Source organism: Paractinoplanes tereljensis (genome assembly GCF_016862435.1).
Classification (GTDB): Bacteria; Actinomycetota; Actinomycetes; order Mycobacteriales; family Micromonosporaceae; genus Actinoplanes; species Actinoplanes tereljensis.
Map to the genome: position 1 here is coordinate 361,220 of NZ_BOMY01000002.1, position 26,242 is coordinate 387,461.

At 69.7% G+C, this 26,242-nt stretch carries 31 protein-coding genes and 1 tRNA gene; 12 read left to right on the plus strand and 20 right to left on the minus strand.

What is annotated here, in order from left to right:
* Positions 1-15 precede the first annotated feature (15 nt).
* Complete coding sequence (locus tag Ate02nite_RS02890) at positions 16-372, plus strand: nuclear transport factor 2 family protein (RefSeq protein ID WP_203798354.1); 357 nt, start codon at positions 16-18, stop codon at positions 370-372.
* Positions 373-382: 10 nt separating this feature from the next.
* Here Ate02nite_RS02890 and Ate02nite_RS02895 read toward each other — a convergent pair whose 3' ends face one another.
* The 4 genes from Ate02nite_RS02895 to Ate02nite_RS02910 all read right to left on the minus strand — a co-directional run bounded on the left by Ate02nite_RS02895 (position 383) and on the right by Ate02nite_RS02910 (position 1,827).
* Positions 383-817: a type II toxin-antitoxin system VapC family toxin gene (locus Ate02nite_RS02895; protein ID WP_203798355.1), complete on the minus strand. Its 435-nt coding sequence runs from the start codon at positions 815-817 to the stop codon at positions 383-385.
* On the minus strand, positions 817-1,059 hold the full coding sequence (locus Ate02nite_RS02900; RefSeq protein WP_203798357.1) for a type II toxin-antitoxin system Phd/YefM family antitoxin: 243 nt from the start codon (positions 1,057-1,059) through the stop codon (positions 817-819). The genes Ate02nite_RS02895 and Ate02nite_RS02900 overlap by 1 nt, the downstream gene beginning before the upstream one ends.
* 241 nt (positions 1,060-1,300) lie before the next feature.
* Positions 1,301-1,372 (minus strand) — tRNA-Val (locus Ate02nite_RS02905).
* A 53-nt stretch (positions 1,373-1,425) separates the two neighbouring features.
* Positions 1,426-1,827: a TIGR02611 family protein gene (locus Ate02nite_RS02910; protein WP_203798358.1), complete on the minus strand. Its 402-nt coding sequence runs from the start codon at positions 1,825-1,827 to the stop codon at positions 1,426-1,428.
* Positions 1,828-2,104: 277 nt separating this feature from the next.
* Between Ate02nite_RS02910 and Ate02nite_RS02915 the strand changes: the two genes are divergently transcribed.
* From Ate02nite_RS02915 to Ate02nite_RS02930, 4 genes are all read left to right on the plus strand, one after another.
* Positions 2,105-2,536, plus strand: a complete 432-nt coding sequence (locus Ate02nite_RS02915; RefSeq protein WP_020514863.1) for an SsgA family sporulation/cell division regulator — start codon at positions 2,105-2,107, stop codon at positions 2,534-2,536.
* A 192-nt stretch (positions 2,537-2,728) separates the two neighbouring features.
* Entirely contained in the window at positions 2,729-3,583 is an 855-nt protein-coding gene (locus Ate02nite_RS02920) for a helix-turn-helix transcriptional regulator (RefSeq protein ID WP_438871147.1), read from the plus strand.
* A 65-nt stretch (positions 3,584-3,648) separates the two neighbouring features.
* Entirely contained in the window at positions 3,649-4,104 is a 456-nt protein-coding gene (locus tag Ate02nite_RS02925; RefSeq protein ID WP_203798360.1) for an RrF2 family transcriptional regulator, read from the plus strand.
* Positions 4,105-4,173: 69 nt separating this feature from the next.
* The gene (locus Ate02nite_RS02930) at positions 4,174-4,347 is read left to right on the plus strand and encodes a DUF4236 domain-containing protein (RefSeq protein ID WP_203798362.1); all 174 of its coding nucleotides are present in this window, start codon (positions 4,174-4,176) and stop codon (positions 4,345-4,347) included.
* On the opposite strand, the gene Ate02nite_RS02935 is transcribed toward Ate02nite_RS02930, so the two are convergent.
* A complete protein-coding gene (locus tag Ate02nite_RS02935) occupies positions 4,344-5,225 on the minus strand; it encodes a hypothetical protein (protein WP_203798364.1) in 882 nt (293 codons plus the stop codon). The two genes, Ate02nite_RS02930 and Ate02nite_RS02935, sit on opposite strands and share 4 nt — an antisense overlap.
* An 87-nt stretch (positions 5,226-5,312) precedes the next feature.
* Between Ate02nite_RS02935 and Ate02nite_RS02940 the strand changes: the two genes are divergently transcribed.
* Together Ate02nite_RS02940 and Ate02nite_RS02945 are read left to right on the plus strand one after the other, a co-directional pair.
* Positions 5,313-6,995, plus strand: a complete 1,683-nt coding sequence (locus Ate02nite_RS02940) for a fibronectin type III domain-containing protein (RefSeq protein ID WP_239147073.1) — start codon at positions 5,313-5,315, stop codon at positions 6,993-6,995.
* 104 nt (positions 6,996-7,099) lie between these two features.
* On the plus strand, positions 7,100-8,683 hold the full coding sequence (locus Ate02nite_RS02945) for a GGDEF domain-containing protein (protein WP_203798365.1): 1,584 nt from the start codon (positions 7,100-7,102) through the stop codon (positions 8,681-8,683).
* Positions 8,684-8,685: 2 nt separating this feature from the next.
* On the opposite strand, the gene Ate02nite_RS02950 is transcribed toward Ate02nite_RS02945, so the two are convergent.
* Genes Ate02nite_RS02950 through Ate02nite_RS02965 form a run of 4 tightly spaced genes read right to left on the minus strand, consistent with a single transcriptional unit; the run spans position 8,686 to position 12,883 of the window.
* On the minus strand, positions 8,686-9,435 hold the full coding sequence (locus tag Ate02nite_RS02950; RefSeq protein ID WP_307873270.1) for an endonuclease/exonuclease/phosphatase family protein: 750 nt from the start codon (positions 9,433-9,435) through the stop codon (positions 8,686-8,688).
* Positions 9,435-10,895: a phosphatase PAP2 family protein gene (locus Ate02nite_RS02955; protein WP_203798369.1), complete on the minus strand. Its 1,461-nt coding sequence runs from the start codon at positions 10,893-10,895 to the stop codon at positions 9,435-9,437. The genes Ate02nite_RS02950 and Ate02nite_RS02955 overlap by 1 nt, the downstream gene beginning before the upstream one ends.
* A 30-nt stretch (positions 10,896-10,925) precedes the next feature.
* Positions 10,926-11,933 carry a YihY/virulence factor BrkB family protein gene (locus Ate02nite_RS02960; protein ID WP_203798371.1) on the minus strand — a complete coding sequence of 336 codons (1,008 nt, stop codon included), beginning with the start codon at positions 11,931-11,933 and terminating at the stop codon, positions 10,926-10,928.
* On the minus strand, positions 11,930-12,883 hold the full coding sequence (locus Ate02nite_RS02965) for a diacylglycerol/lipid kinase family protein (RefSeq protein WP_239147074.1): 954 nt from the start codon (positions 12,881-12,883) through the stop codon (positions 11,930-11,932). The genes Ate02nite_RS02960 and Ate02nite_RS02965 overlap by 4 nt, the downstream gene beginning before the upstream one ends.
* Positions 12,884-12,936: 53 nt before the next feature.
* Here Ate02nite_RS02965 and Ate02nite_RS02970 point away from each other — a divergent pair, with 53 nt between their 5' ends.
* From Ate02nite_RS02970 to Ate02nite_RS02980, 3 genes are read left to right on the plus strand one after another with little or no spacing between them, the layout of a single operon-like run.
* The gene (locus tag Ate02nite_RS02970; protein WP_203798374.1) at positions 12,937-13,437 is read left to right on the plus strand and encodes a DUF1990 domain-containing protein; all 501 of its coding nucleotides are present in this window, start codon (positions 12,937-12,939) and stop codon (positions 13,435-13,437) included.
* Positions 13,434-14,210, plus strand: coding sequence for an MBL fold metallo-hydrolase (locus Ate02nite_RS02975; protein ID WP_203798376.1), 777 nt, complete (start codon positions 13,434-13,436; stop codon positions 14,208-14,210). The genes Ate02nite_RS02970 and Ate02nite_RS02975 overlap by 4 nt, the downstream gene beginning before the upstream one ends.
* 17 nt (positions 14,211-14,227) lie before the next feature.
* The gene (locus Ate02nite_RS02980) at positions 14,228-14,785 is read left to right on the plus strand and encodes a DedA family protein (RefSeq protein ID WP_239147075.1); all 558 of its coding nucleotides are present in this window, start codon (positions 14,228-14,230) and stop codon (positions 14,783-14,785) included.
* Here Ate02nite_RS02980 and Ate02nite_RS02985 read toward each other — a convergent pair.
* Positions 14,775-15,611: a serine hydrolase gene (locus Ate02nite_RS02985; RefSeq protein ID WP_203798380.1), complete on the minus strand. Its 837-nt coding sequence runs from the start codon at positions 15,609-15,611 to the stop codon at positions 14,775-14,777. The genes Ate02nite_RS02980 and Ate02nite_RS02985 overlap by 11 nt on opposite strands.
* A gap of 222 nt (positions 15,612-15,833) precedes the next feature.
* Here Ate02nite_RS02985 and Ate02nite_RS02990 point away from each other — a divergent pair, with 222 nt between their 5' ends.
* A complete protein-coding gene (locus Ate02nite_RS02990) occupies positions 15,834-16,538 on the plus strand; it encodes a hypothetical protein (RefSeq protein ID WP_203798382.1) in 705 nt (234 codons plus the stop codon).
* On the opposite strand, the gene Ate02nite_RS02995 is transcribed toward Ate02nite_RS02990, so the two are convergent.
* Positions 16,535-17,014 carry a DinB family protein gene (locus Ate02nite_RS02995; protein ID WP_203798384.1) on the minus strand — a complete coding sequence of 160 codons (480 nt, stop codon included), beginning with the start codon at positions 17,012-17,014 and terminating at the stop codon, positions 16,535-16,537. The two genes, Ate02nite_RS02990 and Ate02nite_RS02995, sit on opposite strands and share 4 nt — an antisense overlap.
* 94 nt (positions 17,015-17,108) lie before the next feature.
* On the opposite strand from Ate02nite_RS02995, the gene Ate02nite_RS03000 reads away from it, so the two are divergent.
* The gene (locus Ate02nite_RS03000) at positions 17,109-17,927 is read left to right on the plus strand and encodes a VOC family protein (protein WP_203798386.1); all 819 of its coding nucleotides are present in this window, start codon (positions 17,109-17,111) and stop codon (positions 17,925-17,927) included.
* 440 nt (positions 17,928-18,367) lie between these two features.
* Here Ate02nite_RS03000 and Ate02nite_RS03005 read toward each other — a convergent pair whose 3' ends face one another.
* The 9 genes from Ate02nite_RS03005 to Ate02nite_RS03045 form a co-directional block, all read right to left on the minus strand.
* A complete protein-coding gene (locus tag Ate02nite_RS03005) occupies positions 18,368-18,553 on the minus strand; it encodes a DUF4304 domain-containing protein (protein WP_203798387.1) in 186 nt (61 codons plus the stop codon).
* Between the two features lie 488 nt (positions 18,554-19,041).
* Positions 19,042-20,082, minus strand: coding sequence for a S1 family peptidase (locus tag Ate02nite_RS03010; RefSeq protein WP_203798389.1), 1,041 nt, complete (start codon positions 20,080-20,082; stop codon positions 19,042-19,044).
* A gap of 179 nt (positions 20,083-20,261) precedes the next feature.
* A complete protein-coding gene (locus tag Ate02nite_RS03015) occupies positions 20,262-21,518 on the minus strand; it encodes an FAD/NAD(P)-binding protein (protein WP_203798391.1) in 1,257 nt (418 codons plus the stop codon).
* A 16-nt stretch (positions 21,519-21,534) separates the two neighbouring features.
* On the minus strand, positions 21,535-22,044 hold the full coding sequence (locus tag Ate02nite_RS03020) for a winged helix-turn-helix domain-containing protein (RefSeq protein ID WP_203798393.1): 510 nt from the start codon (positions 22,042-22,044) through the stop codon (positions 21,535-21,537).
* A gap of 106 nt (positions 22,045-22,150) precedes the next feature.
* Positions 22,151-23,245, minus strand: a complete 1,095-nt coding sequence (locus tag Ate02nite_RS03025; RefSeq protein WP_203798395.1) for an LLM class flavin-dependent oxidoreductase — start codon at positions 23,243-23,245, stop codon at positions 22,151-22,153.
* A 1-nt stretch (position 23,246) separates the two neighbouring features.
* A complete protein-coding gene (locus tag Ate02nite_RS03030; protein WP_203798397.1) occupies positions 23,247-23,672 on the minus strand; it encodes a cupin domain-containing protein in 426 nt (141 codons plus the stop codon).
* A complete protein-coding gene (locus Ate02nite_RS03035; RefSeq protein WP_203798399.1) occupies positions 23,672-24,361 on the minus strand; it encodes an ABC transporter ATP-binding protein in 690 nt (229 codons plus the stop codon). The genes Ate02nite_RS03030 and Ate02nite_RS03035 overlap by 1 nt, the downstream gene beginning before the upstream one ends.
* Positions 24,358-25,335, minus strand: a complete 978-nt coding sequence (locus tag Ate02nite_RS03040; RefSeq protein ID WP_203798401.1) for an NrtA/SsuA/CpmA family ABC transporter substrate-binding protein — start codon at positions 25,333-25,335, stop codon at positions 24,358-24,360. Before Ate02nite_RS03040 ends, Ate02nite_RS03035 begins: the two co-directional genes overlap by 4 nt.
* A complete protein-coding gene (locus tag Ate02nite_RS03045; protein WP_203798403.1) occupies positions 25,332-26,174 on the minus strand; it encodes an ABC transporter permease subunit in 843 nt (280 codons plus the stop codon). Before Ate02nite_RS03045 ends, Ate02nite_RS03040 begins: the two co-directional genes overlap by 4 nt.
* Positions 26,175-26,242 lie beyond the last annotated feature (68 nt).

Genomic DNA, 26,242 nt, shown 5'->3' on the forward strand with positions numbered 1-26,242 from the left:
TCATATAGTTCCGGCATGACCACGATCGAGCAGCTCATGCAGGCAAACCTGCTGGAAGTCTTCAACGAACGCGACGCCACCCGACGCCGAGCCGCAATGACCCGCACCTACGCCTCAGACGTCCGCTTCACCGACCCGGACGAGGTAGTGGTAGGCCACGAGGCAGTAGACACGAAGGCCCAGAAAATCCTCGACGAGGCCCCCGGCTTCGTCTTCACCCCCGCCGGCCCAACCCGCATAGCCGGCGAACTGGGCTACTTGGAGTGGAACTTCGGCCCCGAGGGCCAGCCTCCAGTGGTCCGAGGCGCAGACATCGCCCTGGTAGCCAACGACAAGATCACCAACATCTACACCCTGCTACTAACCGACTGACCCAAGAGTCTCAGGCGCCTTCGTCGAGAGGCCGCCACGGGTCAATGATCTCAACGCCCGACGGCGCGAAGTCGGCAACGTTACAAGTAACGACCGGCATGGCGTGCACGAGTGCGGTCGCCGCGATGAGCGAGTCACGAACGGGCCGTGGGTCGGGCACGTGCAGAGTGGCGCTGCGCCGGGCGACCGCGGTGTCGACCGGAAGGATGCGCTCGGCGAACGCGGGCAGCACCTGCGCTTCCAGCCAACGACGCAGGATCGCACCTTGCGCTGGATCGCGCTGTTCGGCCAGGAGAACCCCGATCTCCAATTCCTGAACGGTGATCGCCGAAACGAACATACTGCTGGCGGCGGCACCTGCCGCCCACGCGACGACGTTCTTGTCGGCCCGGCCGGCCTTGGCCTTGCGCAACTCGGAGACGACGTTCGTATCCAGCAGAAACATCAGGCCAGATCCGCAGGTCGAGCCAGATCACGGGAGGCGGCGATTTCGAACTCGGCGTCAGCCTCATCCGGAGACAGGCCGAGCAGGTCAACAATGCTCTCCCGACCACCGGTCAACTGCTCATAGTCCTCGAACGTCAGCAGCACGTGCGCCGGCCGCCCCCGGTCAGTGATGAAAACCGGCCCGCCACGAGCCGCGTTCTTGGCCCGCCCGGTGTCCTGATTGAACTCCCGGCTAGACATCCTCGTAACCGTCACCACCCCACCCCCAAACCCGCGTAGCAATGTTACTACCCAACCGCGAACCCCAACAACGAGCAATGCTGTGCAGACGAACTAAGGTCTCCAGGCACGGCCATAGACCCACCTCGCCTAGCTGGGCCACGCATGACAACCGCAACCAACTGACAAACAAAAAGCCGCCCTCGAGAGGGCGGCCATCGCAACGTGGGGCTTCCGGGGCTCGGCCCCGGAGAAAGAATCGTGGGCGATACTGGGATCGAACCAGTGACCTCTCCGGTGTGAACGGAGCGCTCTCCCGCTGAGCTAATCGCCCTCAACTTGCAGACAGACTGTACTAGACGGCGCCAGTGGGTTGCTAATCCGGGGTCAGCTCAGCCAGTCGCGTGCTTCCTGGATCAGGTCGATGCCGAAGCTGAGCTTCACCGACACCCAGACGATGCCGGCGACGAAGACCATCCCGACCACGCCGATGATCGCCCGCACCCCGAGGCTCTGCCGGCCGATCCAGCTCGTCCACGCCTTCACGTGCCGCCTGGTGAACTCGAGCAGACGTTTGGCCCAGGCGAATTCGAGGGACCAGATCGCCAGGCCGAGGATGACGATCGCCCAGCCGGGGCCGGGGAACGGGATCAAGACTATGCCGAGGGCGACCACGAGCGTGCCGAGCACGCCAATTCCGATCTTGAGGGCAAGCCGACCGGTGGGGTTCGCCCGGATCTTGTCCAAAACGCCCATCGGTGCCCGATCTTCGTCCGCTTTCGTGCTCATTTCATCCCCCAGTGTCCCGGGTCCCCGTCACTACCCGGGAGGAATGGACGTTACCGGAGTAAGTCAACTGCTGGACCACCCGACGCCGGGCGGAACCGAGTACTTGGGGCAGAACAGTACAAGATATCGCTTTACGTCTTGTGCGAAAGGGTTTTCGGAACCGTCTTCCCACTACTGGGTGAGATCAGCGTATGGCGGAGCGTAACGACAGGGATCACCTGAGTATGGGAAACGCGGGGTTCACCAGCCTCGCAGCGGTGCCGGGGGGAGTTCGTCCATGAGTACCATTCGTCCAACGACCGTCGAGGTCGAGACCTCGCTGCGGCTCGTAGCGCCTGATGCCACGGCTCTGCCCGTGCGCGCCAGTCTCCGTTACGACCCAGCGGACCCGTATGCGGTCCATGTGTTGTTCCATGCGGAATCAGCCGGTGGGGAAGCCGTGAGCTGGTCCTTCGCACGGGAACTGCTCGTCACCGGGCTCGATGAGCCCGCGGGTATCGGCGACGTCCGGGTGTGGCCGTGGGCCACGCCGCGGGGGGATTTTGTCGCCCTGGCGCTGTCGTCTCCGGACGGCAACGCGTTGTTTGAAGTGCCCCGCAGTGTCCTCGTCCGATTCCTCCGTCGCACCTATGTCGTGGTGCCGCGCGGCCGGGAATCCGAACATCTGGACGTCGATGCCGCGGTCAACCGCCTGCTGGCGGGAAGATAGAGCGCAGGTAGATCAAGTAGATAAAGACCCGCGCGGACACTGCCGGTCCGCGCGGGTCTTTTCTGTTCGGCAATGAAATGCAACCGGACAAAAAGCCCGACTAAGGACAATCGTCCGGGTTTTCCAGCAGATTCCCGTCACGCCGCCTTTTAGCTCGTGCGTCGTTGGTCATCGACAGTTACCGTCAGCCCGATGACCTCAACAAGAACGCACGCCACAGCGCTCTCGCCGCCCGGCTGGGCGGGCGTGGGCACGTGCGTTCTGCGCGAGATCCAGCCGATGCCGCCGTGGCGCCCGAGTTTCCACGCGTTGCTGCTGGCGACGGCCGGGCACGGCACCGTCGAGGTCGACTTCGAGGCTAAGATCTGCCGGCCGGGCACGCTGCTGTGGATCCGCCCGGGGCAGGCCCTCCAACTCGGTTCGAACGGCTTGGCCGCTTCCGTCGTCACGTTCGACGGCCGATTGGCCGGCGACCACTGGCCCGATCAGCCGGAATCACCGACGCGCTGGCAGTTGGAGGGCGAGGACGAAGACGCGGTGATCAGCGAGTTCGCCCAGCTGGCGGTCGACTGCGACCGGCACCGGGCCGGGCCGCTCGCCGCCGAGTTGCTCCGCCACCAGCTGACCGTGCTGCTGCTCCGCATCGCGCTGCTGGCCGGCCGACCGCCGGCCCACGGCGCCGAGGCCCGCACGTTCGCCCGGTTCCGGCGGCGGCTCGAGTCGGGTCATCCGCGCAGCCGCCGGGTCGAGGACTACGCCGACGAGATGGGCTGCTCGGTGCGCACGCTGACCCGGGCCAGCCTCGCGGTCACCGGCCGCACCGCCAAGCAGGTGGTCGACGACCGGGTCGCCCTCGAGGCCCGCCGGCTGCTTGCCTGCACCCCGATGTCGGTCGCCGAAGTGGGCCGCTACCTCGGGTTTCCCGAGCCGACGAACTTCGGCCGGTTCTTCCACCGCGAGGTCGGGATCAGCCCTGGCCACTTCCGCGCCGAGGCGAGTCCGGACAACCACGCCGCGATCCCGGAGCAGCGACGACCCCCTGACTGAGCGTAATTCCCATTCATCCATGGGGTATGTGCGGGTTGTTGACATCAAGGGGGCATGATGGGTGGGTGCAGATCTCCGCGCGTGGTGATTACGCGGTCCGCGCCGCCCTCAGCTTGGCGCAGGCCTATCCGTCCCTGATGTCGGCCCAGGCCATTGCCCAGGACCAGGACATGCCCCGCAAGTTCCTCGAGGCAGTGCTCGCCGATCTGCGCCGTGCGGGTGTGGTCCGGGCCCAGCGAGGTGCCGAAGGCGGCTACACCCTGTCAGCGTCCCCACGGGACGTAACAATCGGCCAGATATTGCGAGCGGTCGATGGACCGCTGGCCGGTGTGCGTGGCCTCCGTCCGGAAGAGACACGCTACGAAGGCGCCGCCGAAAACCTCCCTAACCTATGGGTGGCCGTCCGGGCCGCGGTCCGCGAGGTGGTCGACGAGGTGAGTCTGGCCGAGTTGATCAGCGGCCGGATGCCGGCCCACGTCCGCAAGCTCACGACCCGCCCGGATGCATGGCAGCCTCGCTGAGTTTGTAATTCCCCAAAACCGGGAATCGATGGCCAACCGACCAGTACCGCCCCAGGGAGGGACGCACCGATGGCCATCCTGTTCCGCAGCCGCAAGAAGTTCGGGCCGCTGATCCTGAACTTCACGGAGAATGGTTTCTCCTCGTGGAGCTTCAAAATCGGCCGCTGGTCCTGGAACTCGCGCACCCGCGCGCACCGCGTCGACCTGCCCGGCCCGCTGTCCTGGAAGCAGGACAAGCGTTAGTCACCCACGCCGATCACGACATCCCCGCCCAGCCGCCCGGTCGGCGGCTGGCGGGTGACGGCCCCCGAGTCCACCAGGGTGTGCAGCACCCGGGTGGCGTCCGCGGCCCGATAGATCGTCGACGTGAGCGTGAACGTCCGCAGCTCGGTCACCGTCGCCGAACCCACTCGGGCCAGGTGCGCGAGCAGCTCACGCCGTAGCGGACCGGGGTGCGGGCTGAGCGAGATGTCGATCAGGTGCCGGTCCGGATCGCCGGGGTCGCGGTAGCGCACCCCGGCGAACTCGTCGACCGCCCACAGTGCCTCTTTGAACCCCTCGAGGCTTTTGCCGGATGTGGTGCCGAAGAGCAGCAATTCTCCGGGCTCGTCGCCGGTCGCCAACTCCACCGACGCACACAGCGGCCATCCCGCGCGATAGGGCTCGACCGCCGTGCCGGGCGGCAACACCAGCAGAAACTCCGCCGGCTTACCGGCTGCCAACGCGGCCACGGTGGCCGGCGCGGGCGGTTCACCCGCGCTCGAATCAAGAAACCCCAGCAGCGGTACGCGCTGAGCACCGGCCGCCTTCAGAGCCACCGCGAGCCGCGCGTCGGTGCCGCCGGACACCGCGAACACGGTAAGTGCCGCATCGCCGACCACGGCCGCCAACCGATCGCGTACGGCATCGGTCTGCTCCCCGACGAGCAGCATGGACAGTTCCCGGCCACGTACGAAATCGGTCTGCTCGACCAGCACCCGCGCCGCGGCCTCGGCCGATTCCCCGCCGTCCGCATCGGCGAAGCCGTGCGCGTAGGTCACCCGCCGCCCGCGGTGCAGCGCGGCCGGAGCCCACGCCTCCAGGTGCCGGACCAGCAGTTCCCGTTTCACAGCGGCAATCACGCTCTACATTGTCGCGCTACGTAGCCGAAAACAGGCGCGCGGCTGCGGGGTTGTACCTACGGTGTTCGGGCGAGCACTATGGGACACATGCCTTCGGTGACGACCGCTGACCTGACGCAGCGCGCGCAGACGTTGTCGTCTGCGGGCGATCTGGTCGGTGCCCAGCGGGTGCTGGCCACCGCGCTCGATCCGGCCGACGCCACCGATCCCCGCCACGCCGACGCCGACCTGGCGATGGCCGCCGCACTGCACGCCCGCCTGCTGATCGCACTGGGCGACCCGCACAGCGCCCGCCTGTGGGCCGCCTACGCGCACGAGGCCGAGGAGCGGCTGCACGGGCCGCACGACGAGCGCACCCTGGGCGCGGCCGCCACCCACGCGGCGGTGCTGCAGCGGGTCGGCCACTACGGCAAGGCCGCCCAGGTCTATCAGGCCCTGGTCACCGAGCTGGCCGCCCGCGAGGGCCCGGACGCACCACGGGTGCTGGCGGCCGAGGCCGACCTGGCCACCGCCGAGCACGCGGCCGGGCACTGCCAGTCGGCCCGGGCCCGGCTCAGCGACGCCTGGACCAGGCATCGCGCCCAGCACGGCGACGCCGCCCCGGCCGGCATCAAGATGCTGGCCCGGCTGGGTGCGATGGAGCGTGAGTGCGCCCGCGACGCCGAGTCCCGCGAGCACCTGGCGCTGGCCCAGGAGCTCTGCGCTCGCTACCTGCCGGCCGACCACCCGCTGGTCCGCCAGGTGAGCGCGCTGGCCTCCGCCTCCGCAACGGGCCGCCACGTGTGCGGCCGGGTGGCCCAGTCCACCGGCCCGCAGGTCGCCGCTCCCCAGGAGGCCGTCCCGCAGGAGGAGGCACCTCAGGAGGAGGCCGCCCCACCCAGCCGCCCGTGGGACGACGGACCGCAGGACGCCGAGTTCCAGGACAGCGAGGACGACCGGCCGACCGTTCAGCAGGTGCCGTTCCCGCGCCGGCCGGGCGTGCCCGACCCGGGTGGCGACGGTTTCCCGCCCGATGCCAACCCGCTGCGGCCGCCGCCCGACAACCGCCCCACCGACCCGAACGGCACCGTCTACCAGCAGCCGCTCTACCTGGCCGACGTGCATCAGGCGCCGGGCGACCTGCTCGGCCGGCACGCCCGCGCCGACACCCCGCCGCCGCTGCCCGGCCACCGCGCCCCCAACTACGGCCCCGACGGGCGCCCGCAGCCGATCGGTTCGGCGCCGGCCAGCACCCTGGCCACGCCACCCAACTCGGAACGCCTCCTTCCGGTGCGCACCGAGCAACCGGTGACCGGCCGCCGGCGTCAGCCGTTCCTGCTGATCGCGGTGCTGATCGCAGGCATCGCGGTGGCCATCGCGATCGTGGCGCTGACCCTGCCCGACGCGAACGGCGCGACCGGCACGACCGGCACGCAGCCCACCGCGGCTCCCATCACCGCCACCACGACCGCCTCGGCCACCCCGACCACGGCGAGCAGCGCCACCGCTCCCCCGGTCGGCGACCCGGGCTCGCCCACCGACGTCAAGCTCCGGGACAACCGCGACAGCGTCGCGCTGACCTGGGTCTACCCGAAGGGCGCGGAGGGGCCGGTGCTGGTCTCCGGCGGCCGGGCCGGGCAGCAGCTGCGAGCGTTCCAGCAACTGCCGGCGGGCACCGCCGACTACATGGTCTACGGGCTGAACCCCGACCAGAACTACTGCTTCACGGTCTCGGTCGCCTACGGCACCGACCGCATCGCCGGATCAGCCCCGGTCTGCACCAAAAGGTAAGCGAAAAGATAAGCAACCCGGCCGCAACCGAGCGGCACCGGTTCTGCTCCCGCCGCTGAGCACCATGGGTCGTCACGGCATTCCCTCGGCAGGAAGCAGACAACGTGACGACGAAGGCGGTGGAACGCGGCCACGCCCCGGTCGCCGACGACGTCCGTGCGGCCTTCGCGGCCACTCTGACCGAGCTCGAGATCCGCGGGGTGATCGACTACCGCAGCGTCCGGGAACCCGCCGCCGCGGTGGAGCACGAAGCACGTGCGGCCGGCGACGAGGAGGCGGTCCAGCGGGCGGCCCTGCTGGGCGCGGACGCGCTGCTGCGGGCGGGCCGGATCGGTGAGGGCGGCCGACTGGCCCACCAGGCACGGGCCTGGGCGGAGGCGCACGACAGCCCGTACGTCCTGGCCCGGGCCCACCGCGAACTGTCGATGTTCTACCGGCTGGTCGGCGACATCTCCGACGCGCTCACCCACGGGGTGCAGTGCGTGGCGAACCTGACCGACGACGTACCCCCGGCGATCCGGGCCCGGCACCTGATGACCCTGGCGGTGGCGCTCGACGACGGCGGCTCCATCGAGGAGGGCGACCGGCGTTCCCGGGAGGCGCTCCAGATCGCCAACGAGATCGGCGACCACGCGCTCACCCTGCTCGTGCTCAACAACATGACCTACTCGGCCTACGAGAACGGCGACGAGACGGCCGCCCGCGCCCTGGCCGAGCGGATGCGGCTGGCGTCCGGCCGGGCCCGCCGCCCGCTGTCGGCGAACGAGCTGGACACCGTGGCCCGGGTGGAGATGATGAGTGGCCGCTACGCGTCGGTGGAGACCGCGCTGGCCGGCATCCTCGACGGCAGCCTGCCGGTCAACGAGGGCGACGCGGCCGCCGAGTGCATGCTCACCCTGGCCGAGGCGCGGCGGCTGGACGGCCGGTTCGGCGACGCGCAGAGCGCGATCGACCGGGCCATCCTCGAATGCGAGACGAACGGACTGGGCCGGCTGCGGGCTCGGGCCCGGCAGGAGCAGGCGGCGTTGCACGCCGCCCAGGGCAACTTCCGGGAGGCGTACGAGGAGCATCTGCTCTTTCATGCCGACTCGGCCGCCCTGCACTCCACCCAGCGGGAAGCCCGCGCCCGGGCCCTGCAGGCCGTCTTCGAGGCGAACGAGGCCCGCCGGGCCAGCGAGCACTTCCGCGAGATGGCCCACCGGGACGCGCTGACCGGCCTCCACAATCGCCGGTACGTCAACGAGCGGCTGCCCGCCATCCTGGCCGAGGCGGCGGCCCGGCGCACCCCGATCTCGGTGGCGATCGCCGACCTGGACCACTTCAAGCGGATCAACGACACGCTGTCGCACGCCACCGGCGACACGGTGCTGCAGCACATCGCGGAGCTGTTGAAGGAGGCGGCGGACGGCCCGGCGATCGCGGCCCGGATGGGCGGCGAGGAATTCCTGCTGATCTTCCCGGGAATGGACGGCGCCGAGGCACGCAAGCGCTGCGAGCTGCTGCGGTTGCGGATCCGCACGCACGGCTGGCAGCCGGTGACCGGCGCCCTGCCGGTGACCACCAGCATCGGGGTGACCACCGCGGTGGACGGCCGGGCCACGGTGTCGGCATTGTTGTCGCAGGCCGACCGCAACCTGTACGTGGCCAAGCGAGGCGGCCGAGACCGGGTGGTCGCGGACCCGGCGTAACGCTAGAGGTCGAAGTCGGCGACCACCGGGTGGTGGTCGGAGGCGTACTCGGTCTCGTCGCCGCGCAGCACCCGCAGCTCACGCACCCGCTCGGCCACCGCCGGGTTGCCGAGGACGTAGTCGAGGCGCATCCCGCCGAACTCGCCCCCGCCCAGCCCGGTCGGCACGGTCCGCCCGTCGCCGACCCCGGCCCGCGGCCACAGGTCGGCCAGCCCACCCCGCTCGAAGGCGGCCAGGCCCCGGGTGTCCACCGTGCCGTCCGGCGCCAGGTGCCGGCGGCGATAGCGCGGGTCCAGGGTGGCCAGTGCCTCGGTGTGGTCGGTGTGCGGGTCGAGGCCGTTGAGGTCGCCGGCCAGCAGTACCAGCCGGCTGCGCGACCGGAAGTGCGCCGCCAGCCAGGTCGCCTCCCGCCGGCGCCGCTCCGGCGAGAAGGGGTTGAGGTGGGTGCTCACCACGGTGAGGTCGCCGGCCGTGACCGCGGCGGCCGCGTGGTGCAGCCGCCACCGCACCGACCAGCGCCGGGAGACCTCCCGGGGCGGCCGGACCAGCACCGCGACCGGCTGCCCGAAGACCGACCGGGACAGGTGCCCGACCAGGCCGAGCCGGCTCGCGAGGCGGTCGAGCCGGTGCTGGTCGAAGCCGCGCAGCTCCTGCAGGGTGAGCACGTCGGGCTGCTCGCGCCGCAGCACCGCCTCGAGGGCCGGCCACCGGTCCCCGCCACCGACCAGGATGTTCCAGGTGAGCAGCCGCATCACGACGCCGGCACCAGCGCGCGGGCCTCGTCCCGGGCCTCGGTGGCGGTCTCGGCGTGTTCGTTCGGCCGGACCGTGAACCACAGCACCGTCAGCCAGCAGGCGGTCAGCAGGGCCGCGCCGGCCACGTCGGTCGGGTGGTGCATGCCGCGGTACATCCGGGACAGCGCCACCCCGAGCGGCATGACCACGGCGAGGGCCACGAACACCCAGCGCCACCAGTGCCGGGTGCGGGCCAGCACCAGGATGGCGATGGTGACCCACAGGCACATGGTCGCGGCGATGTGCCCGGACGGGAACGACGAGGTGGGCATCTGCCCGTCCATCTGCTCGACCCCCGGCCGCGGGCGACCGGTCGCGGCCGCGCTGGTCAGGAACAGGGTGAGCTCGCCGAACATGGCCAGCACCAGGAACAGCACCGGCCGCCACTGCCGCCACAGGGCCAGCGCGATCGGGCAGAAGACAAGCGACACCATCAGGATCGCGTGGGTGTCCCCGGCCTTGCTCCACAGCCAGCTGAGGTGGTCGAGGCCGGGCGTGCGGAACGTCTGCAGCCACCGCGGCACCCCGTCGTCGAACGGCGGGTTCCATCGGGTCACCAGCCACCCGAACGCCCACAGCAGACCGAACGTGAACACCCACCCGACCAGGATCTCGGCGCCCTTCGCCCACGGATGCGGCAGCAGCGGCCCTTCGGCCGGGGCCGGGGCCAGGTCGGCGGCGGCTTCCGGTTCGAGACCGGCCGCCAGCGAAGGCGTCATATGGCCCGCTTCGCGGCGCCAGACCCGGAACGCATACGCGGTGACGCTGATCCAGGCCAAACCCAACAACCAACCGGCGAGTACGTCGGACAGGAAGTGCACGCCGAGCGCGATCCGGCTCAGCCCGACGGCCACGATGATGACCGCGGCGCCACCGATCAGCCAGCCCCGCCCGCGCCCCTTGACCAGCGACAGGAAGACCAGCGCGAGCATGCCGTAGACGATGGTCGAGCCGAGCGTGTGCCCGCTGGGGAAGCTGTTGCCACCGCCGTACGCGATCGGGTCGGCCACCACCGGCCGCACCCGCCCGACCAGCGCCTTGAGCGACGGGTCGAGCAGCATCGCGCCCAGCCCGGTGACCGCGAGGTAGATCGCCAGCCGGGGCCGCCGCCGGATCAGCAGCAGCACGATCACGACGACCACCAGCGGGATCAGCCAGTTCCGCCCGCCGGCCACCGAGATGCCCTTGAGCACCTGCACGGCCGCCGGGTTGGGGGCGATCAGATGGTTGAGCCGGTCCGCGATGGACTGGTCGAGGCGCTGCATCGGTGTCCACCGGAAGTGCACGAGCAGCAGCAACAGGCCGAACCCGAGCCCGGCCGCCACCACGGCGAGCAGGCCGAGAACGCTGCGCTCGGCAAAATGCCGGATCGGCGCCCAGCCGGCGCGTTCCACCACCCGGTTGTCGTCATCGGTCATGAGCGGGCGTTTACCCGCCGGGATCGATCGCTACACGGACCGCCGGGCCTTACGTCCGCGCGCCCGGGGGATCTCGCCGGTCAGGCCGGGTTTCCAGCTGTCCTGTTTCGCCGGTCGGCGCACGCCGACCCGGGTGGCCTCCAGCTGGGCCGCGAACGCCACCCCGAGGAACAGCGCGATGCCGGTCAGGTTGGCCCACAGCAGCAGCGCGATCACGCCGGTGAGCGGGCCGTAGGTGGCGCCGAAGCCGCCGCTGACCCGGACGTACCCGGCCAGCAGCAGGCTGACCAGCCACCACAGGACGGTGGAGACGACCGCGCCGAACAGCAACCAGGACAGACCGGGCTGGTGGCGGCGCGGGGCGTACCGGAAGATCAGGCCGACCGCGACCACGATCAGCACCAGGCTGACCGGCCAGCGCACCACGTCCCAGGCCACCCGCAGGTGGCCGCCCCAGCCCCAATGTCGTTCGGCCGATTCGCCGAACGGGCGGCCGGCCACCAGCAGCACGAAGCCGAACAGCGCGGGCAGGCCGGCCAGGAGCGCGAGGATCGCGGCCCGGACGTACTTGAGCAGGGCCGGGCGGTCGCGCTCGACGCCGTAGATGCGGTTGGCGCCGCGCTCGATCTGGGCCATCGCGGTGGTCAGCGCGACCAGGCCGGTGAGCAGACCGAGGAACAGGGCGACCTCGCCGGCGTCCCGGCTGCGCTCGGTGTCGGCCAGCAGCTCGCGCACCAGCGACTCGCTCTGCCCGGGGGTGATCGAAGCGATCGTGTCGGCCACGACCTGGCCGGGGGTTTCCGCGCCGAGGTCGGCGGCCAGGCCGGCCACCGCGATCATGAACGGTACGGCGGCCAGGCACAGCTGGAACGCGAAGGCGCGGGCGTGGCTGAACCCGTCGCCGTAGCGGAACCGGATGAACGCGTCGCGAACCAGCGGCCAGCGGCCGTAGCGGCGCAGGGCGAGCAGCGCGTCGTCGGCGGACAGCTCGTCGCCGCTCATGTCCCGGGTTTCCGGGACCGGCTCGGTCGAACTCACGAGCGGAGGTCCTCGGCGTTCTTCTTCGCGACCGTCACGTCGTACGCCAGATCGGGATCGCTGTCCGGAAGTGGCACGCAGAGCAGAAGCGCCCGGGGTTTGATGCTGATCTTCATGCTGCGACCGGGCTCGATCAGGTCGCCGTCGAGCTGCCGCTGTTCCTGCTGCTTGGTGTAGATCTCGATGCGCTCGGCGGTGAACGTCTCCATCAGCGGCACCCGCTCCCGGCGGCTTACCACCGCCAAGGCGAGGCTGGCCCAGTGACCGAGATTGTTCGGGCTGAGGATGGCCACGTCGAGCTTGCCGTCGGCCGGGTCGGCCTTGCTGAGCAGCCGCACGCCACCCTGCAGGCGGCCCACGTTGCCGACGATCACCGACCGCGGGCGGCGCGGCAGCGAGCGCCCGCCGTCCAGCACGATGCGCGCCCGCATCGGACGGTCGCGCAGGTGGCGGGCGGCCCCGACGACGTAGGCCAGCCAGCCGATGTGCTTCTTCGCCGTCTCCGACGTGCCGGCCAGCATCTGCGCGTCGAAGCCCATCCCGGCCATCACCGCGAAGCAGAGGTCACCCATCACCCCGACGTCGATGCGGCGGCGGCCGCCGTCCAGCGCCACCTGCACGCCGGTGGCCGGGTCGCCGGCCAGGCCCAGGTTGGCGGCGAGCAGGTTGCCGGTGCCGGCCGGCAGCACCGCCATCGCGACGTCGGAGCCGGCCAGCGCGGTGACCACGGCCATCACCGTGCCGTCGCCGCCGCAGGCGAAGATCAGCTCGGCGCCGTCCTTGACGGCCTCTTTGGTCTGACCGCGGCCCGGATCCTCGGGAGTGGTCTCGTACCACTTGGGCAGGGGCCAGCCCTTGCCGCTCAGCCCATGCTCGACCATGCGGCGCAACTCGTCGACATCGTCGACCTTGGTGGGATTGAAGACGACCGCGCTCCGAGGACCTGTCACGCCGTCAGTGTGCCGGAAGCTTGAGTTGGCGGCGACTCGGGAATCATGCAGGGGTGAGTGACTTGACATACTCCCCCGTCGGCGGAACCCAGACCGGTCTGCGGCCGCCCGGCTTCCGGCACCTGTTCTTCCGGATGCCACTCGGCTCGGGCACCGACCTCTACGAACGTGCCGGTTCGCACGTTCTGTCATTCCGGATGCATCGGGCCACCGGCGCCCGCGTCGTCACCTCGGGGCCGGAGGCCGCGCCGGGCGTGCGACTCACCGTCGGGGTCGGGCCGCTGAGCGTCCCCTGCGAGGTGATTTGGACCGAAAAAACCGAAAAAAGGACCGGCTGGGGGTACGGAACATTGCCCGGCCACCAAGCGAGCGGTGAGGAGGCCTTCTTCGTCGAACGGGACGAGCGGGACCGGGTCTGGTTCACGGTGTTCGCGTACAGCCGACCGGCCCGCCTGCCGATGCGCCTCGCCGGGCCGTTCGCGGTGGTCGGCCAGCACGTTTACGCCCGCCTGTGCGGCCGGGCGCTGAAACGGCTCTGTACGGTGAACGCGTGAGCACGACGTCGGTCACCTGGTGGGGCCACAGCACCGTGTGGCTCGCCGACTCCGGCACCACCCTGCTGACCGACCCGGTCCTCACCGACCGCGTAGCCCACCTGCGCCGGATGGCCGGTGTCACCCCGCGGCTGGCCGCCCCGCCCGACGCCGTGCTGCTGTCCCACCTGCACGCCGACCACTTCCACCTGGCCTCGCTGCGGATCGTGCCCGGCTCGCCCCGGCTGATCATGCCGCGCGGCGCCGCCGCGTTCGTGGCCAAGAGCCTCGGCCCGGGTTACGCCCGCCGCTGCGTCGAGGTCTCCCCGGGCGAGGAGGTCACCGTCGGCGACGTGACGGTCCGGGCCGTGCCGGCCGCCCACGAGGGTGGCCGCGGCCCCTGGTCCCGCGAGCGCGCCGAGGCCATCGGCTTCGTCGTCGAGGGTTCCGCCCGCACCTGGTTCGCCGGCGACACCGGCCTGTTCGACGAGATGACCGCGATCGGCCCGCTCGACCTGGCCCTGGTCCCGGTCGGTGGCTGGGGCCCGACCCTCGGCGCGCACCACCACCTGGACGCGGCCGACGCGGTCGAGGCGGTGCGCCGGATGAAGGCGGCCTGGGCGGTGCCGGTGCACTACGGCACGCTGTGGCCGATCGGCATGGGCCGGGTCCGCTCACACATGTTCCGCGACCCCGGCACCCGGTTCGCCGAGCTGGCCGCGGAACGCGCGCCGGAGGTGCACGTCCGGGTGCTCGACCAGGGCGAATCGGTGACCATCGGGCGCGGCGAGTGATCGCCTACCTCGGTGCCATGGCGTGGTTGTTCGCCGTGGTCTGTTTCGGCGCCATCATCCCGATCGTGCCGACCGGCGCGGCCGTGAGCGGCGCCGCCACCCTCGCCTTCCACGAACACCATCCACTCACCATCGTGCTGGTGATCGCGTTCGGCGCGGCCGGCGCCTACGTCGGCGACCTGGCGATGTACGCGATGTGCCGGCTCGGCGGCGAGAAACTGGCCCGCCGCCTGCGCTGGCTGCGCGACGAGGAACACCTGGCCTCGGTCAAGCTGCGGCTGGAGAAGAGCCCGCTCCCGGTGCTGCTGGTGTCCCGGCTGATCCCCGGCGGCCGGGTGCCGGTGCTGCTGGCGGCGGCGTTCCTGGGCCTGTCCTGGCGCACCTTCGTGGCGGCCAACCTGCCGGCCTGCGCCCTGTGGGCGGCCGTTTACGCCGCCGTCGGGGTGGCCGGCGGCTCGATCTTCCCGAAGCCCTGGGAAGGCGTCGTCGCCGCGGTCGTCCTCATCCTGGTCGTCAACCAGTCCATCTCGTGGTGGCAAAAACGCCGCGACGCCCGCACAGCGCCTAGTACTTGAGGTACTGACGGGTCAACTTGGCCGCCTTCTCCACCACCGCGATGCCGCCGGACATCGACGCGTGGCCGTGCGACAGCACCGCGATCGAGACGTCGGTGTCGTCACCGGTGATCCGGCCGACGGTGTTGATGATCCAGCGGTTGCTCTCGGTCGAACGCGGCAACCAGCCGTTCTTGACCGTGGTGGTCTCGCCGGTCGTGGCGGCGGCCGGCACCCCCCAGTCCTGCCCCTCGTCGACCGTGCTCATCAGTGTGAAGGCCAGCTTGCGCGAGTCGGCGTCCAGCGGGCCGCTGGTGTCGACCAGCTCGCCGAGCAGCTTCACCTGGTCGTCGACGGTGGTGCGGGTCAGGCCCCAGGCGCTGTTGACCGTGGTCTGGGTGAGGCCGAGGCGCTTGTCGCACTTCTGGATCGCGGGCGCCTTGCCGAGCCGGGAGAACAGCGAGGTGGTGGCGTCGTTGTCGCTCAGCCGGATCATGCGCTTGGCCAGCGCCAACTCGGTCGCCGAGACATCGCGCTGCTTGTCCTGCGCGGTGAGCAGCAGGCACGCGAGCACCTGCACCTTCACCACGCTGGCCGTCTCGTATTTCTCCGAGCCGCGGAACGAATATTTCTCGCCGGTCTTCTTGTCGAGCACGGCCACCGAGAACTCGGGCACCGTAGCCGCGTACTTCTTCAGCGCGGCGTCCAGCGCCTTGACCTGCTTGGCGTGCTCCGCGGCCGCGATCTCCTCCGGGGTCGGCCCGGTGGGCGTGGGGGAAGCCTTGGGCTCGTCCTGAAACACCCCGGCCAGTGACTTCGCACCGTTACCGGCAGTGTCGTTCATCATGCCCACACCGACCAGCCCGGCACCCCCCAGGACTCCCACAGCCGCCACCGCCAGAATCCAGATTCGAGTACGCACTGAGCCATAGTGCCGTGTTCGCGCCGATTTTGGGCGGCCCGACCCCCGGTGCATACGAAGTTGACAGAGACTTTCCACCCACGGAACACCCCCGCTCACGGCGTGTGATCGATCGCGGAGCGAGACAGCCGGGCGCATGATGGGTAAATGCCGTTCCCGTTCCTGTCACCCGCCGCGCTCGCCGACCTGACCCGCGCCACCATCGGCCAGGCGCTGGAGATCGCCGCCGCGGCCGCGACCCTGCCGGTTCGGGTGCTGAGCGCCCTGGGCCAGGCCGAGCTGCTGGTCAGCCGCATAACGGTGCTGGCCGACCAGGCCGAGTTGCTGATCGGCCGGGTCTCGGTGATCGTCGACGAGGCGGAAACCACCGTGGTCGAGGCCCGGGCGATCACCTCCGGCGCGTCGGTGGTGGTTCGCGAGGCCGGCGGCATCACCCAGGCCGCGTCGTCGGTGGTCGGCGAGGCGGCCGGCATCACCGACGCCGCCTCCGGCATCAGCGCCGAGGCCGCCGCGGTGATCCATCAGGCGAAGGCGGCCGCGCTGGACGCCACAGAGCTGCTGGAGGCGTACGCCGACACGCTGCGCAAGGGAGCTCCGCTGGCGGCCCGCTTCGTGGACGAGCTGTCCCCGGAGGAGGTAACCGCCGCGATCCGGATGGTCGACCAGCTCCCCCAGCTGCGCGCCCACCTGGTGGACGACGTGATGCCGCTGCTGGCCAAGCTCGACCAGGTCGGCCCCGACCTGCACAAACTCCTGGAGGTGACGGAAGACCTGCGCCTGGCCATAGCCGGCATCCCCGGCCTGAAGATGCTCCGCCGCCGCGGCGAGGACAAAATCGAACAGGGCGACTAACGCAGTACGTCGAGCATCAGGTCAAGATGCCCCCGGTGCTGAGCGGTCTCCCGAATCATGTGCACGAACAGCCACCGCAGACTGACCGGCCCCTTGCCGAACGACGGCGAAGCGGCCACCGCATCCAGGTCAGGCTGCCCCGCGGCCACCGCCCGGCTACGCGCACAGCCCGCCGCATAGAGAGCCGCCAACTCGGCCACCGTGTCGCCGGCCGCCGATTCCCAGGCCCATTCCTCCGCGTCACCGTCCACCCAGGGCGCCGGCCAGTCGCCCCCGGCGAACTTCCAGGTGAACCAGAGGTCTTCCATCTGGGCCAGGTGCTTGACGATCCCGCCGATGGTCATCGCGGTGTCCGGCAGCAACCGCGCCGCGGCATCCTCATCAGCCAGCCCATCCAGCGCCCGAAGCACCCCCGCGCGATGCTCCTCGAGAAATCCTTCGAGCGTCGTCCGCTCGTCCCCCCGCAGGTCGCTCATCGAGCCTCCACCACTTGATAGTCGCCGACTATTCTGCGTCCCATGCGGCTAGCTCGCTTGACCCTGACGCGGGTGAGCCTCGCAGAATCGCCTGGTGGACGAAAACACGGACGGCCGCTGGCAGATCGGCCAGTTCGCCGAACTGGTAGGCCTGAGCATCCCGCAGCTACGCCGCTACGACCGGCTGAAGCTGCTAGAACCGGAAAGCCGCGAGCAGCAGACCGGCTACCGCTACTACACAAGCGGCCAGACCGGTGCCGCCCGGGTTATCGCCCTGCTCCGCTCGCTGGACATGCCCATCGCCGACATCCGCCGCATCTTGGCCGGAGCAGGCGAGGAGGACCGGCGCCATCTGTTCCAGTCCCATCGCGCCCGGCTGGAGGCCCGGCTGGACGAAGTCCGCCGCCTGCTGAACGCGGTAGACGCCCTGACCCAGGAGGACACCCCGATGACCGCCCCTACCGACCTGACCACCTGGCTGCACGTAATGCCAAGGCTCTCAGTCACCGACCTGGACCGCTCCATCGCCTACTACCAGGAAGCCCTCGGCTTCCGCCTGGCCTGGCGCACCACGGACGGCACGCTGGCCGCCCTGTCCAGTGGCGACATCGAGACGCTGCTGCTGGTCCCCTGGCCCGGCGACGGGCCACCACCCACCCAGGTCGCATATGTCTATGTGGAGGATCCCGATACGTTGTGCGCGGAGTACCAGCAGGCCGGCGCCGACGTAGTAGACCCGGTAGCGTCCCGCCCCAACGGAATGCGCGACTTCGTAGTACAAGACCCAGACGGCCACCGTTTCACGCTAGGCCGAGGCGAGGACCAGCTGCGCAAGGTAGCCGATCATTACGGCCTAACTCCCGACACAATCGCCGTAAATCCCGAGTGGCTGCAGTCCCGAGCCCATCCGTAGAGCGTTTCAAGACCTCAGGGGCACTGCCCCCGAACCCCCGGCCGAGCGCTCGAAGACCGCGTTGCCGATGAGCGCGCGCCTTGCGAGTGGCTGAGTTTCCGGACGGGCGGATTCCGGTCCGCCTCCCGGTTTCTCACCGGTAGGCGGTTCAGACCGCCGGACGATGGCGACGCTGCGGTTCGTCGCCCCATCCGTGTAGATCTAGGAGAGTTGCTGTCAGGAGCCGACAGCAACTCGGCAAGGTCGATACCGCAGCTGCCGAATTGTCCGGCATGTTGGCACTCCACGCGGCCTGCGTGTGGATCATGGAGGGGTCCTGTTCTGAGCGAGCAGGAACTTCGCAAGGTCAACGTGTCGATTCACGGATTGCCCGGATTGTCGCGCTTTCGCGGAGGGTTTGACCTCTTGCGGGGTCGGTGATCCAGAGGTAGATGACGGCGTCAGACATCCGGATTGACGATCGCGATATCGCCCGCAGGCGAGATCAGCCGCCAGGTCGGAGCCGACCCCTTGAAGCCAGCCGCGCGCAATGGCGGACCAACCTGCGCCTTGACCATGGCCCCGAAGGCTTCCTTCGCCGTCACAAGGTCATCAGACCATGACCGAAGACGAGAAACAGTCGTCATGATCGTTACCACTCAGATCGAATCGCAGGAAGTGACCCGTCGCTCAGCTGTTCAAAGGCACCCAGATCACCCAGACCCACGAGCACTTTTCCGAGTCACGGGCGGCGCAAGATTGAAAAGCCCCCACCCCACCCCCCACCGCAACCACAACGGGGTTTCCCCACCGCCAAGCGCAGCCGGCGAGGTCTATTCCCAGGACCCACCACTGTGGCCGGCCTGCCCGACCATCTCACCGCCCCGGACCACAGCGCGGCAGCCAGACCACCCCCCGTCAGGGGACCGCTGAGCCCAACAATGCAAACAGCAGCGAGGTACCACCGCCTGCCCGCCAGTTGCCTCCAAGCAAGGTTTCGGGCGGGGTGACCCAAGACAAGCAATAGATGCCCCACCGCTCGTCTTGGGTCACCCCGCCCGAAACCGTCCACCGCAAGAAAGAAAACGGCCCCTCCCAAACAAAGGAGGGGCCGTCTCCTGCCTAGCAGGAAGGCTTAGAAAACGCTGACGCCGTAAACGCTAAGCGGCTCAACAACAGGCTGGAAGTAGGTAACGCCACCGGAGGAGCAGTTGCCGCTACCACCGGAGGTAAGGCCCAGGGCCGTAGTACCCGAGTACAGCGAGCCACCGCTGTCGCCAGGCTCAGCGCAAACAGTGGTCCGGATGAGACCGGAGACCGAGCCCTCGGAGTAGTTGACCGTAGCGTTCAGAGCGGTCACCCGGCCCGAGTGGATACCGGTAGTAGAGCCGCGGCGGTACACCGTGGCGTTGACGGCCGGCGTGCCGGCCGAGGTGATGTCCTGGGAGCCGACGCCACCAGTCTTGGTGATAGTCGTGTTCGTGTACCGGACGATGCCGTAGTCGTTACCCGGGAAGCTGGTGCCGGCCCGGGTGCCGAGGGTGGCCGAACCGTTGGTCCAGGTCGCACCGATGTTGGTGCAGTGCCCGGCGGTCAGGAAGTAGTAGACGTTGGCGCTGGTCTTCACGTTGAAGCCGAGCGAGCAACGGCCACCACCGGCGTAGATCGCGTCGCCACCGGAGATCGTGGTGCTGAGGGTGCCGGGGGCAGCGGTGAGGGTCGCCTTGTCGCCGAGCTTGGCGACGGTCGCCTTGACCGCGTCGAGCTTGGCGCCGGTGACGGTGCTGTCGTAGGTGACCGCGACCACGTTGGTGATCGGGTCGACGGCGAACGTCGTGCCAGGCGTCTTCAGCGTGGCCTTCAGCGAGTCGTCGGCAGCGGCCAGTTCGGCACCGCTGTGCGTGACATAACGGGCGGTCGCGCCGGACGCGGTGACCTGGGCCGCCGTGGCGGCGTCGGTCACGTTCACAACCACCTTGCCGGCCGCGTCGACGTACGAGCCGGCGGACTTGCTGCCGAACTGCGTGTCGAGCTTGGAGGCGAGGGCGGAGGGTGCGAACGACGGGTCGATGCCCGCGACGGGTGCGGCCGACGCGGGTGACGCGGCGAACGCGGAGCCGACGAGCACGCAGGCAGCAAGGCCGACGATCGGTCGGCGCAGCTTCCGGTTTAGCACTTGGTTCCTCCCAGGGGGGTGGGGTGGTACGCCGATGGCGCACCGTGCCCTTGCAGTATTGAGAGTTCTCAATATGTCCACAAGGCGTGGCAATTGTTGCCACGATGCCCATCAATCCAGCCCTGACCTGGGGAAACAACCGCGTCATACTGCCGAACTATGACCGAACCGGGATGGGGTTATTTACGTCGGTCAATCAATGCATGCGCCTGAGAACGAATTTCCGGCACCGCCGTGGTCTCCCACTGGGCGCCGCGGCGCAGCGGGCCGATCAGCCACAGGTTGTCGCGCACCCGGCCGTCGGCGCCGATCACCCGGCCCTTGGCGTCGATGTCGAGACCGAGCCCGTGCGGGCCGACCCGGGCGTGCCCGGCGTCGAGCAAGGCCCCGGCGAAACCCCCGGCCGCGGCGGGTAGGCGGCCGGGGCCGGCACAGTTGACCACGGCACCGAACCACTGCACGCCGGCCTCCAGCTCGACCAGCAGGCCACCGGCGGGCGGCGCGGTCATCGAGCGGATGCCGCCGGCCCGGACCTCGAAGCGGCCCTCCTCGCGCAGGGCGTCGATCAGGGTGCCGACCGCGGGGGCCATCCGGTGCCGGTGACACTCCCACGGGCGGGCCAGGTGGCGCAGGAACTGCTCCTGCTCGTCGCAGCTCAGGCTGCCCCAGATGCGGTCGAGGTGCGGCCGCAGGCCGTCGACCACCGCACGCCAATCGCCCGCTTTTTCGGCTTCTGCACGGATAAATCGGACGATGTCGCGGAGTGTCAGCGACTCGTCGATCGGCAGCGCGGCCGGCGGCGACGGCACCGCGGTGTGGCTCAGCGGCAACTGGCCGCGCCGGCTCACCGCGGTGATCGGGGCGTCCCGGCGGCCGTCGGCGGTGAGCGTGAGCACCACGTCGATGGCGGTCAGCCCGGCGCCGACCAGCAGCACCGGCACGTCGGACGGGATCGCGTCGAGCACCCCGGCCCGCCACGGGTCGGGGATGTAGTCGGGGTGGTCGGGGCGGGCCGCGGGCTGGGCCGCCGCCGGGTTGCCGGTCGCCACCACGATCTCGTCGGCGCGCACCTCGCGGCCGCCCTCCAGCACCACACCACGCTCGGACAGGCCGGTGGCGCGGGCCTGCACCAGGTCGACGCCCTTCAGCCCGCTGAAGACGTCGCGCAGGTAGCGGCCGAACTCGGCGCGCGGCCGGAACTCCTCGGGCGAGCAATTCGCCCAGCGGACGAAGTGGCCGGGGTCCTCCGGGTCGGCGCTCATCGCGCCGGCCCGGGAGTTCAGCAGGTGCCACGGGCGGGCCGTGCCGTAGGCGAGGCCGCCACCGGGCTCGTCCGGCTCGATCAACACGACCTGGTCACCGCCGCGCAGCAGCTCTTTGGTGGCCAGAACGCCCGAAGCGCCACCGCCGACTACCGCCACCGTGCGTCCCGCCATGGTGCTGTGCCCCCTACTACTCGTTGCCGGTAACAGTGATCTTGGCATCGTCGGCCAAACGGTAGCCGAGGCCGTAGACCGTGGTGACGACCTCGGGGTCGTCGAGCTTGGTGCGCAACCGGCTGACGTGCACGTCGACCGTGCGGTTGGTGGTGTGCGTGTGGCCCCACACCTGGGCGAGGAGCTGGCTGCGGCTGAACACCTGCCGGGGGTGGCGGGCCAGGAACAGCAGCAGGTCGTACTCGAGGCGGCTCAGGTCGAGCTGGGCGCCGTCGCGCAGCGCGGTGCGGGCGCGCGGGTCGAGGTGGATGGGGCTGCCGTGGTCCGGCTCGGTCGACTCGACCGCCACCTCAGCGCCCGGACCGGCCGCGTCGACCAGGTCGCGCAGGGCGGCGAGGACGCGGGTGCGCCCTTCGGCCGCGCCACCGGCGATGCTGATGGTCACCGTCACCGGGGGTTCCGGCGGCAGCGCGGGGACGGGACGCAGGTGTACGCGGCGGGGGTGTGCGACGGCGAGCGCGGACATTGGCTCCTCCTACGGGTGGGGTGTGTGGCCGGCCGTCGCCGGGTCCCGGCGACGGCCAACAATACATGTCCCATCTGTTCGATAGGTTAAATCATGTAGCAGAAAGTCAAGCGGCGACAAGCCGGGCGGCGTCCCGCCGGCTGATCTCGGCCCGGACCGCGGGGATCAACTCGCGGCCGTAGTCGATGGCGTCGTCAAGTGGGTCGTAACCGCGGATCAGGAACGTGGTCACGCCCAGGTCGTAGTAGTCGAGCAGGGCCTGTGCGACGGTCTCCGGCGTGCCCACCAGGGCGGTGGTGTTGCCGGCGGCGCCGCTGGCCTTCGCGGTCGCGGTCCAGAGCGCCCGGTCGTGCCGGTCCCCCTCGGCCGCGGCCGCCAGCAGGCGCTGGGAGCCGGTGTTGGCAGGACTCGCCCGGTCCCGGTTGCGGAAGAAACGTGGCGCGGTGACCTGGCCGATCCGGCCCAGAATCGCTTCGGCCCGTTCCCAGGCGAGTTCCTCGGTCGGGCCGAGAATGGGACGGAACGAGACCGAGAAACCCGGCGCCGCCCGTCCGACGGCCGTGGCTTCCGCCCGTACCGAAGCAATTTGCTCTTGAATTTGGGCCAGGGGTTCGCCCCAGAACATATAGACGTCGGCATGTTTGACGCCGGTGCGGTAGGCGGCCGGCGACGAACCGGAGAAGTAGATCGGAATCGTCCCGTTGACCGGTTTGACCTGGGCGACGAAGTCCTCGAAACGGTAGATGTCGCCCTGGTGGGAGAACGGGATGTCGGACTGCCAGGCCTGGCGGAGGATGCCCAGGTATTCGTCGGTGCGGGCGTACCGGGCGTCCTTCGACAGGTAGTCGCCGTCGCGGCGCTGCTCGACGTCGTGACCGCCAGTGATGATGTTGAGGGTGACCCGGCCGCCGGTGAACTGGTCGAGGGTGGCGAAGGTCCGGGCGGCCAGCGTCGGCGCGACGAAGCCGGGCCGGTGCGCGACCAGGAACTTGAGCGTCTCGGTCCGGGCCGCCGCGTAGGCGGCCACCTGCGCACCCTCGGGGTACGACGAGCTGTATCCGAGGAGCACCTGGTCGAAGCCGGAGTCCTCGTGCGCCCGGGCGATCCGGGTGGTGAAGGCCGGATCGATCAGCGCGGTGGTGGCCGGAGTGCTCTCCGACCCGTCCTGGGTGGCGATCAGGCCGATGAAATCGACCGGCATGTCACTCCTCCTCCGGTCGCAGCGACGGCAGGTTGACCACGATCGCCTCCTGCGTCGTCCGCGCGATCACCACGACCGCCTCGTTGTCCGGGTCGGGGTTCTCCTCGCGGTGCGGCACCCACGGCGGCACGAAGATGTAATCACCGGGTTTGGTCTCGTGCCTGATTTCGGCCTGCGAGTCAAGGTCGTAAAAGACAAAGACCGGATTGCCGCGTACGACGTAGATAGCCGTCTCCGACTCACCGTGATGGTGGTTGTCGCTGGCCGTCGAGGCGTGGACGTGGGTCTCCCCCATCCACAGGTTCTCGCTGCCCACGGTCTTGCCGCTGATCGCCTCGACCCGGGTCATCCCCTTGGTCTGCGCGGTATCCCCGGACAAGCCGGTCGGCACGACATGGTGCAGTTTCTGATGAAAGGCGTCGGCCATTACTCGGTCACCCCCAGCTCGCCCAGCAGGGTGCCGCGCAGCGCGGCGAACGGCGCCGAGCCGCGCTCGCGAGCACCCGCGGGCACCTCATGGACGGCCGCGATCCGGCCTTCCCGCATGGTAAGCACCCGGTCGGCGAGCAGGACCGCCTCGTCGACGTCGTGGGTGACCAGCAGTACGGCCGGCCGGTGCCGGCTGGTCAGGTCGCGGACCAGGCCGTGCATCTTGATCCGGGTGAGCGCGTCCAGGGCCGCGAACGGCTCGTCGAGCAGCAGCAGTTCCGGCTCGCGGACCAGGGCCCGGGCCAGCGCGACCCGCTGCGCCTCGCCGCCGGAGAGGGTGACCGGCCACGCGTCGGCGTGGTTGGACAGGCCGACCTCCTCCAGGGCCGACTGGGCCTTGGCCCGGGCGGTCGACCGGGGCAGGCCGATGGCCACGTTGCGCCAGACCTTCCACCAGGGCAGCAGCCGGTGCTCCTGGAAGACCACGGTGCGCCGCTGCGGGACGGCGAGGGTGCCGCCGTCGACCGGGTCGAGGCCGGCCAGGGCCCGCAGCAGCGTGGTCTTGCCGCAGCCGCTCTTGCCGAGCAGGGCCACGAACTCGCCCCGCTCGATGGCGAGGTCGAGCTCGTGCAGGACGGTGCGTTCGCCGTACCGCCGGGTGATCTTCTCGGCGAGAACCGTGCTCATAGCTTCACCGCGTGGTCGGCGATATTGATCTTTCCGCTCAGGACCTTGTGGTCGGTGAGCCAGTCAGCGCCGGACTGCAGCTGGGCGATGCCGTCGTCGTTGATCAGGCTCCAGGTGGTCTGGACGTTGTTCCCGATCAGCTTGTCCACCACGCCCTGCGGGTATTTGGAGACCTCGTTGCCGATCTTCTGCGCCTCGGCCTGGTTGGCGTTGACCCAGTCCTGCTCGGCCTTGTAGGCGGCGATCACCTTGCGGATGGTGTCGGCCTCCTTCTTGGCGTACTCCTCGCGGACCAGGTAGGTGCCGAAGTCGATCTGCTTGTCGAGTTCGTCGCCGTCCACGAAGATCGACTTGGCCTGGTAGTTGACCTGGGCCAGCTCGAGCGGGCCCGACCAGATCGACCAGGCGTCGACCTTGCCGCTGCCGAAGGCCGGCGCCGCGTCCGGTGGGTTGAGGTAGGTGAAGGTCACCGAGTCGCGCGCCACGCCGTACTTCTCCAGCGCCGCCACCAACAGGAACTCGCCGAGGCCGGCCTTGTTGACGGCGACGTTCTTGCCGGCCAGGTCCTTCACCGAGTTGATGCCGCTCTGCGGCCGCACGATGATCGCGCTGGTCCGCGGCTTCGAGGTGGACCAGGCCACGTAGACCAGCTTGTTGCCGGACAGCAGCGCCTGGTCGGCCGGGGTGGAGCTGCCGCCGAAGCTGAAGTCGGCGGTGTTGGTGGCCACGGCCTGCAGGGTGGGCGCGTGGTTCGGGAACGGGCCGACCCATTCGATGTCGATGCCCTGGTCGTTCAGCGTCTTCTCGAAGACACCACGGGTCTTGGGAACGGAGATGGCCCCGTAGGTCAGGCGCACCTTCTTGCGACCTCCGGCTGCGGCTGCGGCCTCGTCGTCGTTCCCACAGGCGGCAAGGCTTCCCAGGACGGGCAGAGCCAGCGCGGCGCCGAGCAGGTTGCGGCGGGACAGGGTCACTTTCTTCCTCCGGATGGTGCGTAATTGGGGTGCCAGGCCAGGAGACGGCGCTCCAGGGCTCGAGCGATGAGGTCAGTAGTCAGGCCGATCAGCGCGTACAGCACGATGACCAGCACAATCACGTCGGTCTGCAGGAATTCGCGAGCATTGGTGGCCATGAAGCCGATGCCGGCGGGCGCGCCCACCGTCTCGGCGATCACCAGGGCCAGCCAGGCGTTGGTCAGCGCCAGCCGCAGGCCGAGCAGGATCGACGGCAGTGCCCCGGGCAGGATGATCGCCCGGACGATGTCGAGCTTCGACAGACCGGCGACCCGGCCCATCTCGACCAGCTTCGGGTCGACCTGGCGGATGCCGAGCACGGTGTTCAGGTAGATCGGGAACAGCGTGCCGAGCGCCACCAGGAAGAAGCGTCCGCTCTCGCCGACGCCGAACCAGACCATCACGAGCGGCAGGATCGCCAGGAACGGGATAGCCCGGACAATTTGAATATTGCGATCGATGAGTGCCTCGAACAGCTTCGAGAAACCGGTGAGTACGCCGAGCACGAGGCCGACGCCGGCCCCGATGAACAGGCCTACCGCGGCCCGCTTCAGGCTTTCCCACAGGTGGCGGGGCAGTTCGCCGGTCTCGGTCAGATGCCACGCGGTGGTGCCGACCGAGCTAGGTGCCGGCAACACGTTCGGTGCGATGACGCCGGTCCGGGCGAGCAGTTCCCACGTGAGCAGCAGCAGAACGGGGACGATCCAGGAGATCGTCCGGTACGGCAGAGCCCGCTTCTTCGAGGGCGTCGCCCCGGTCTCCGCCGCGGTGGCGGGACCGGCGATCGCAGTAGTGGACATGGCCGCAACTTTGACGGCCGCAACTCCCTCATGTCAACCATACTCCCTAGGATTACTAGGATATGAGA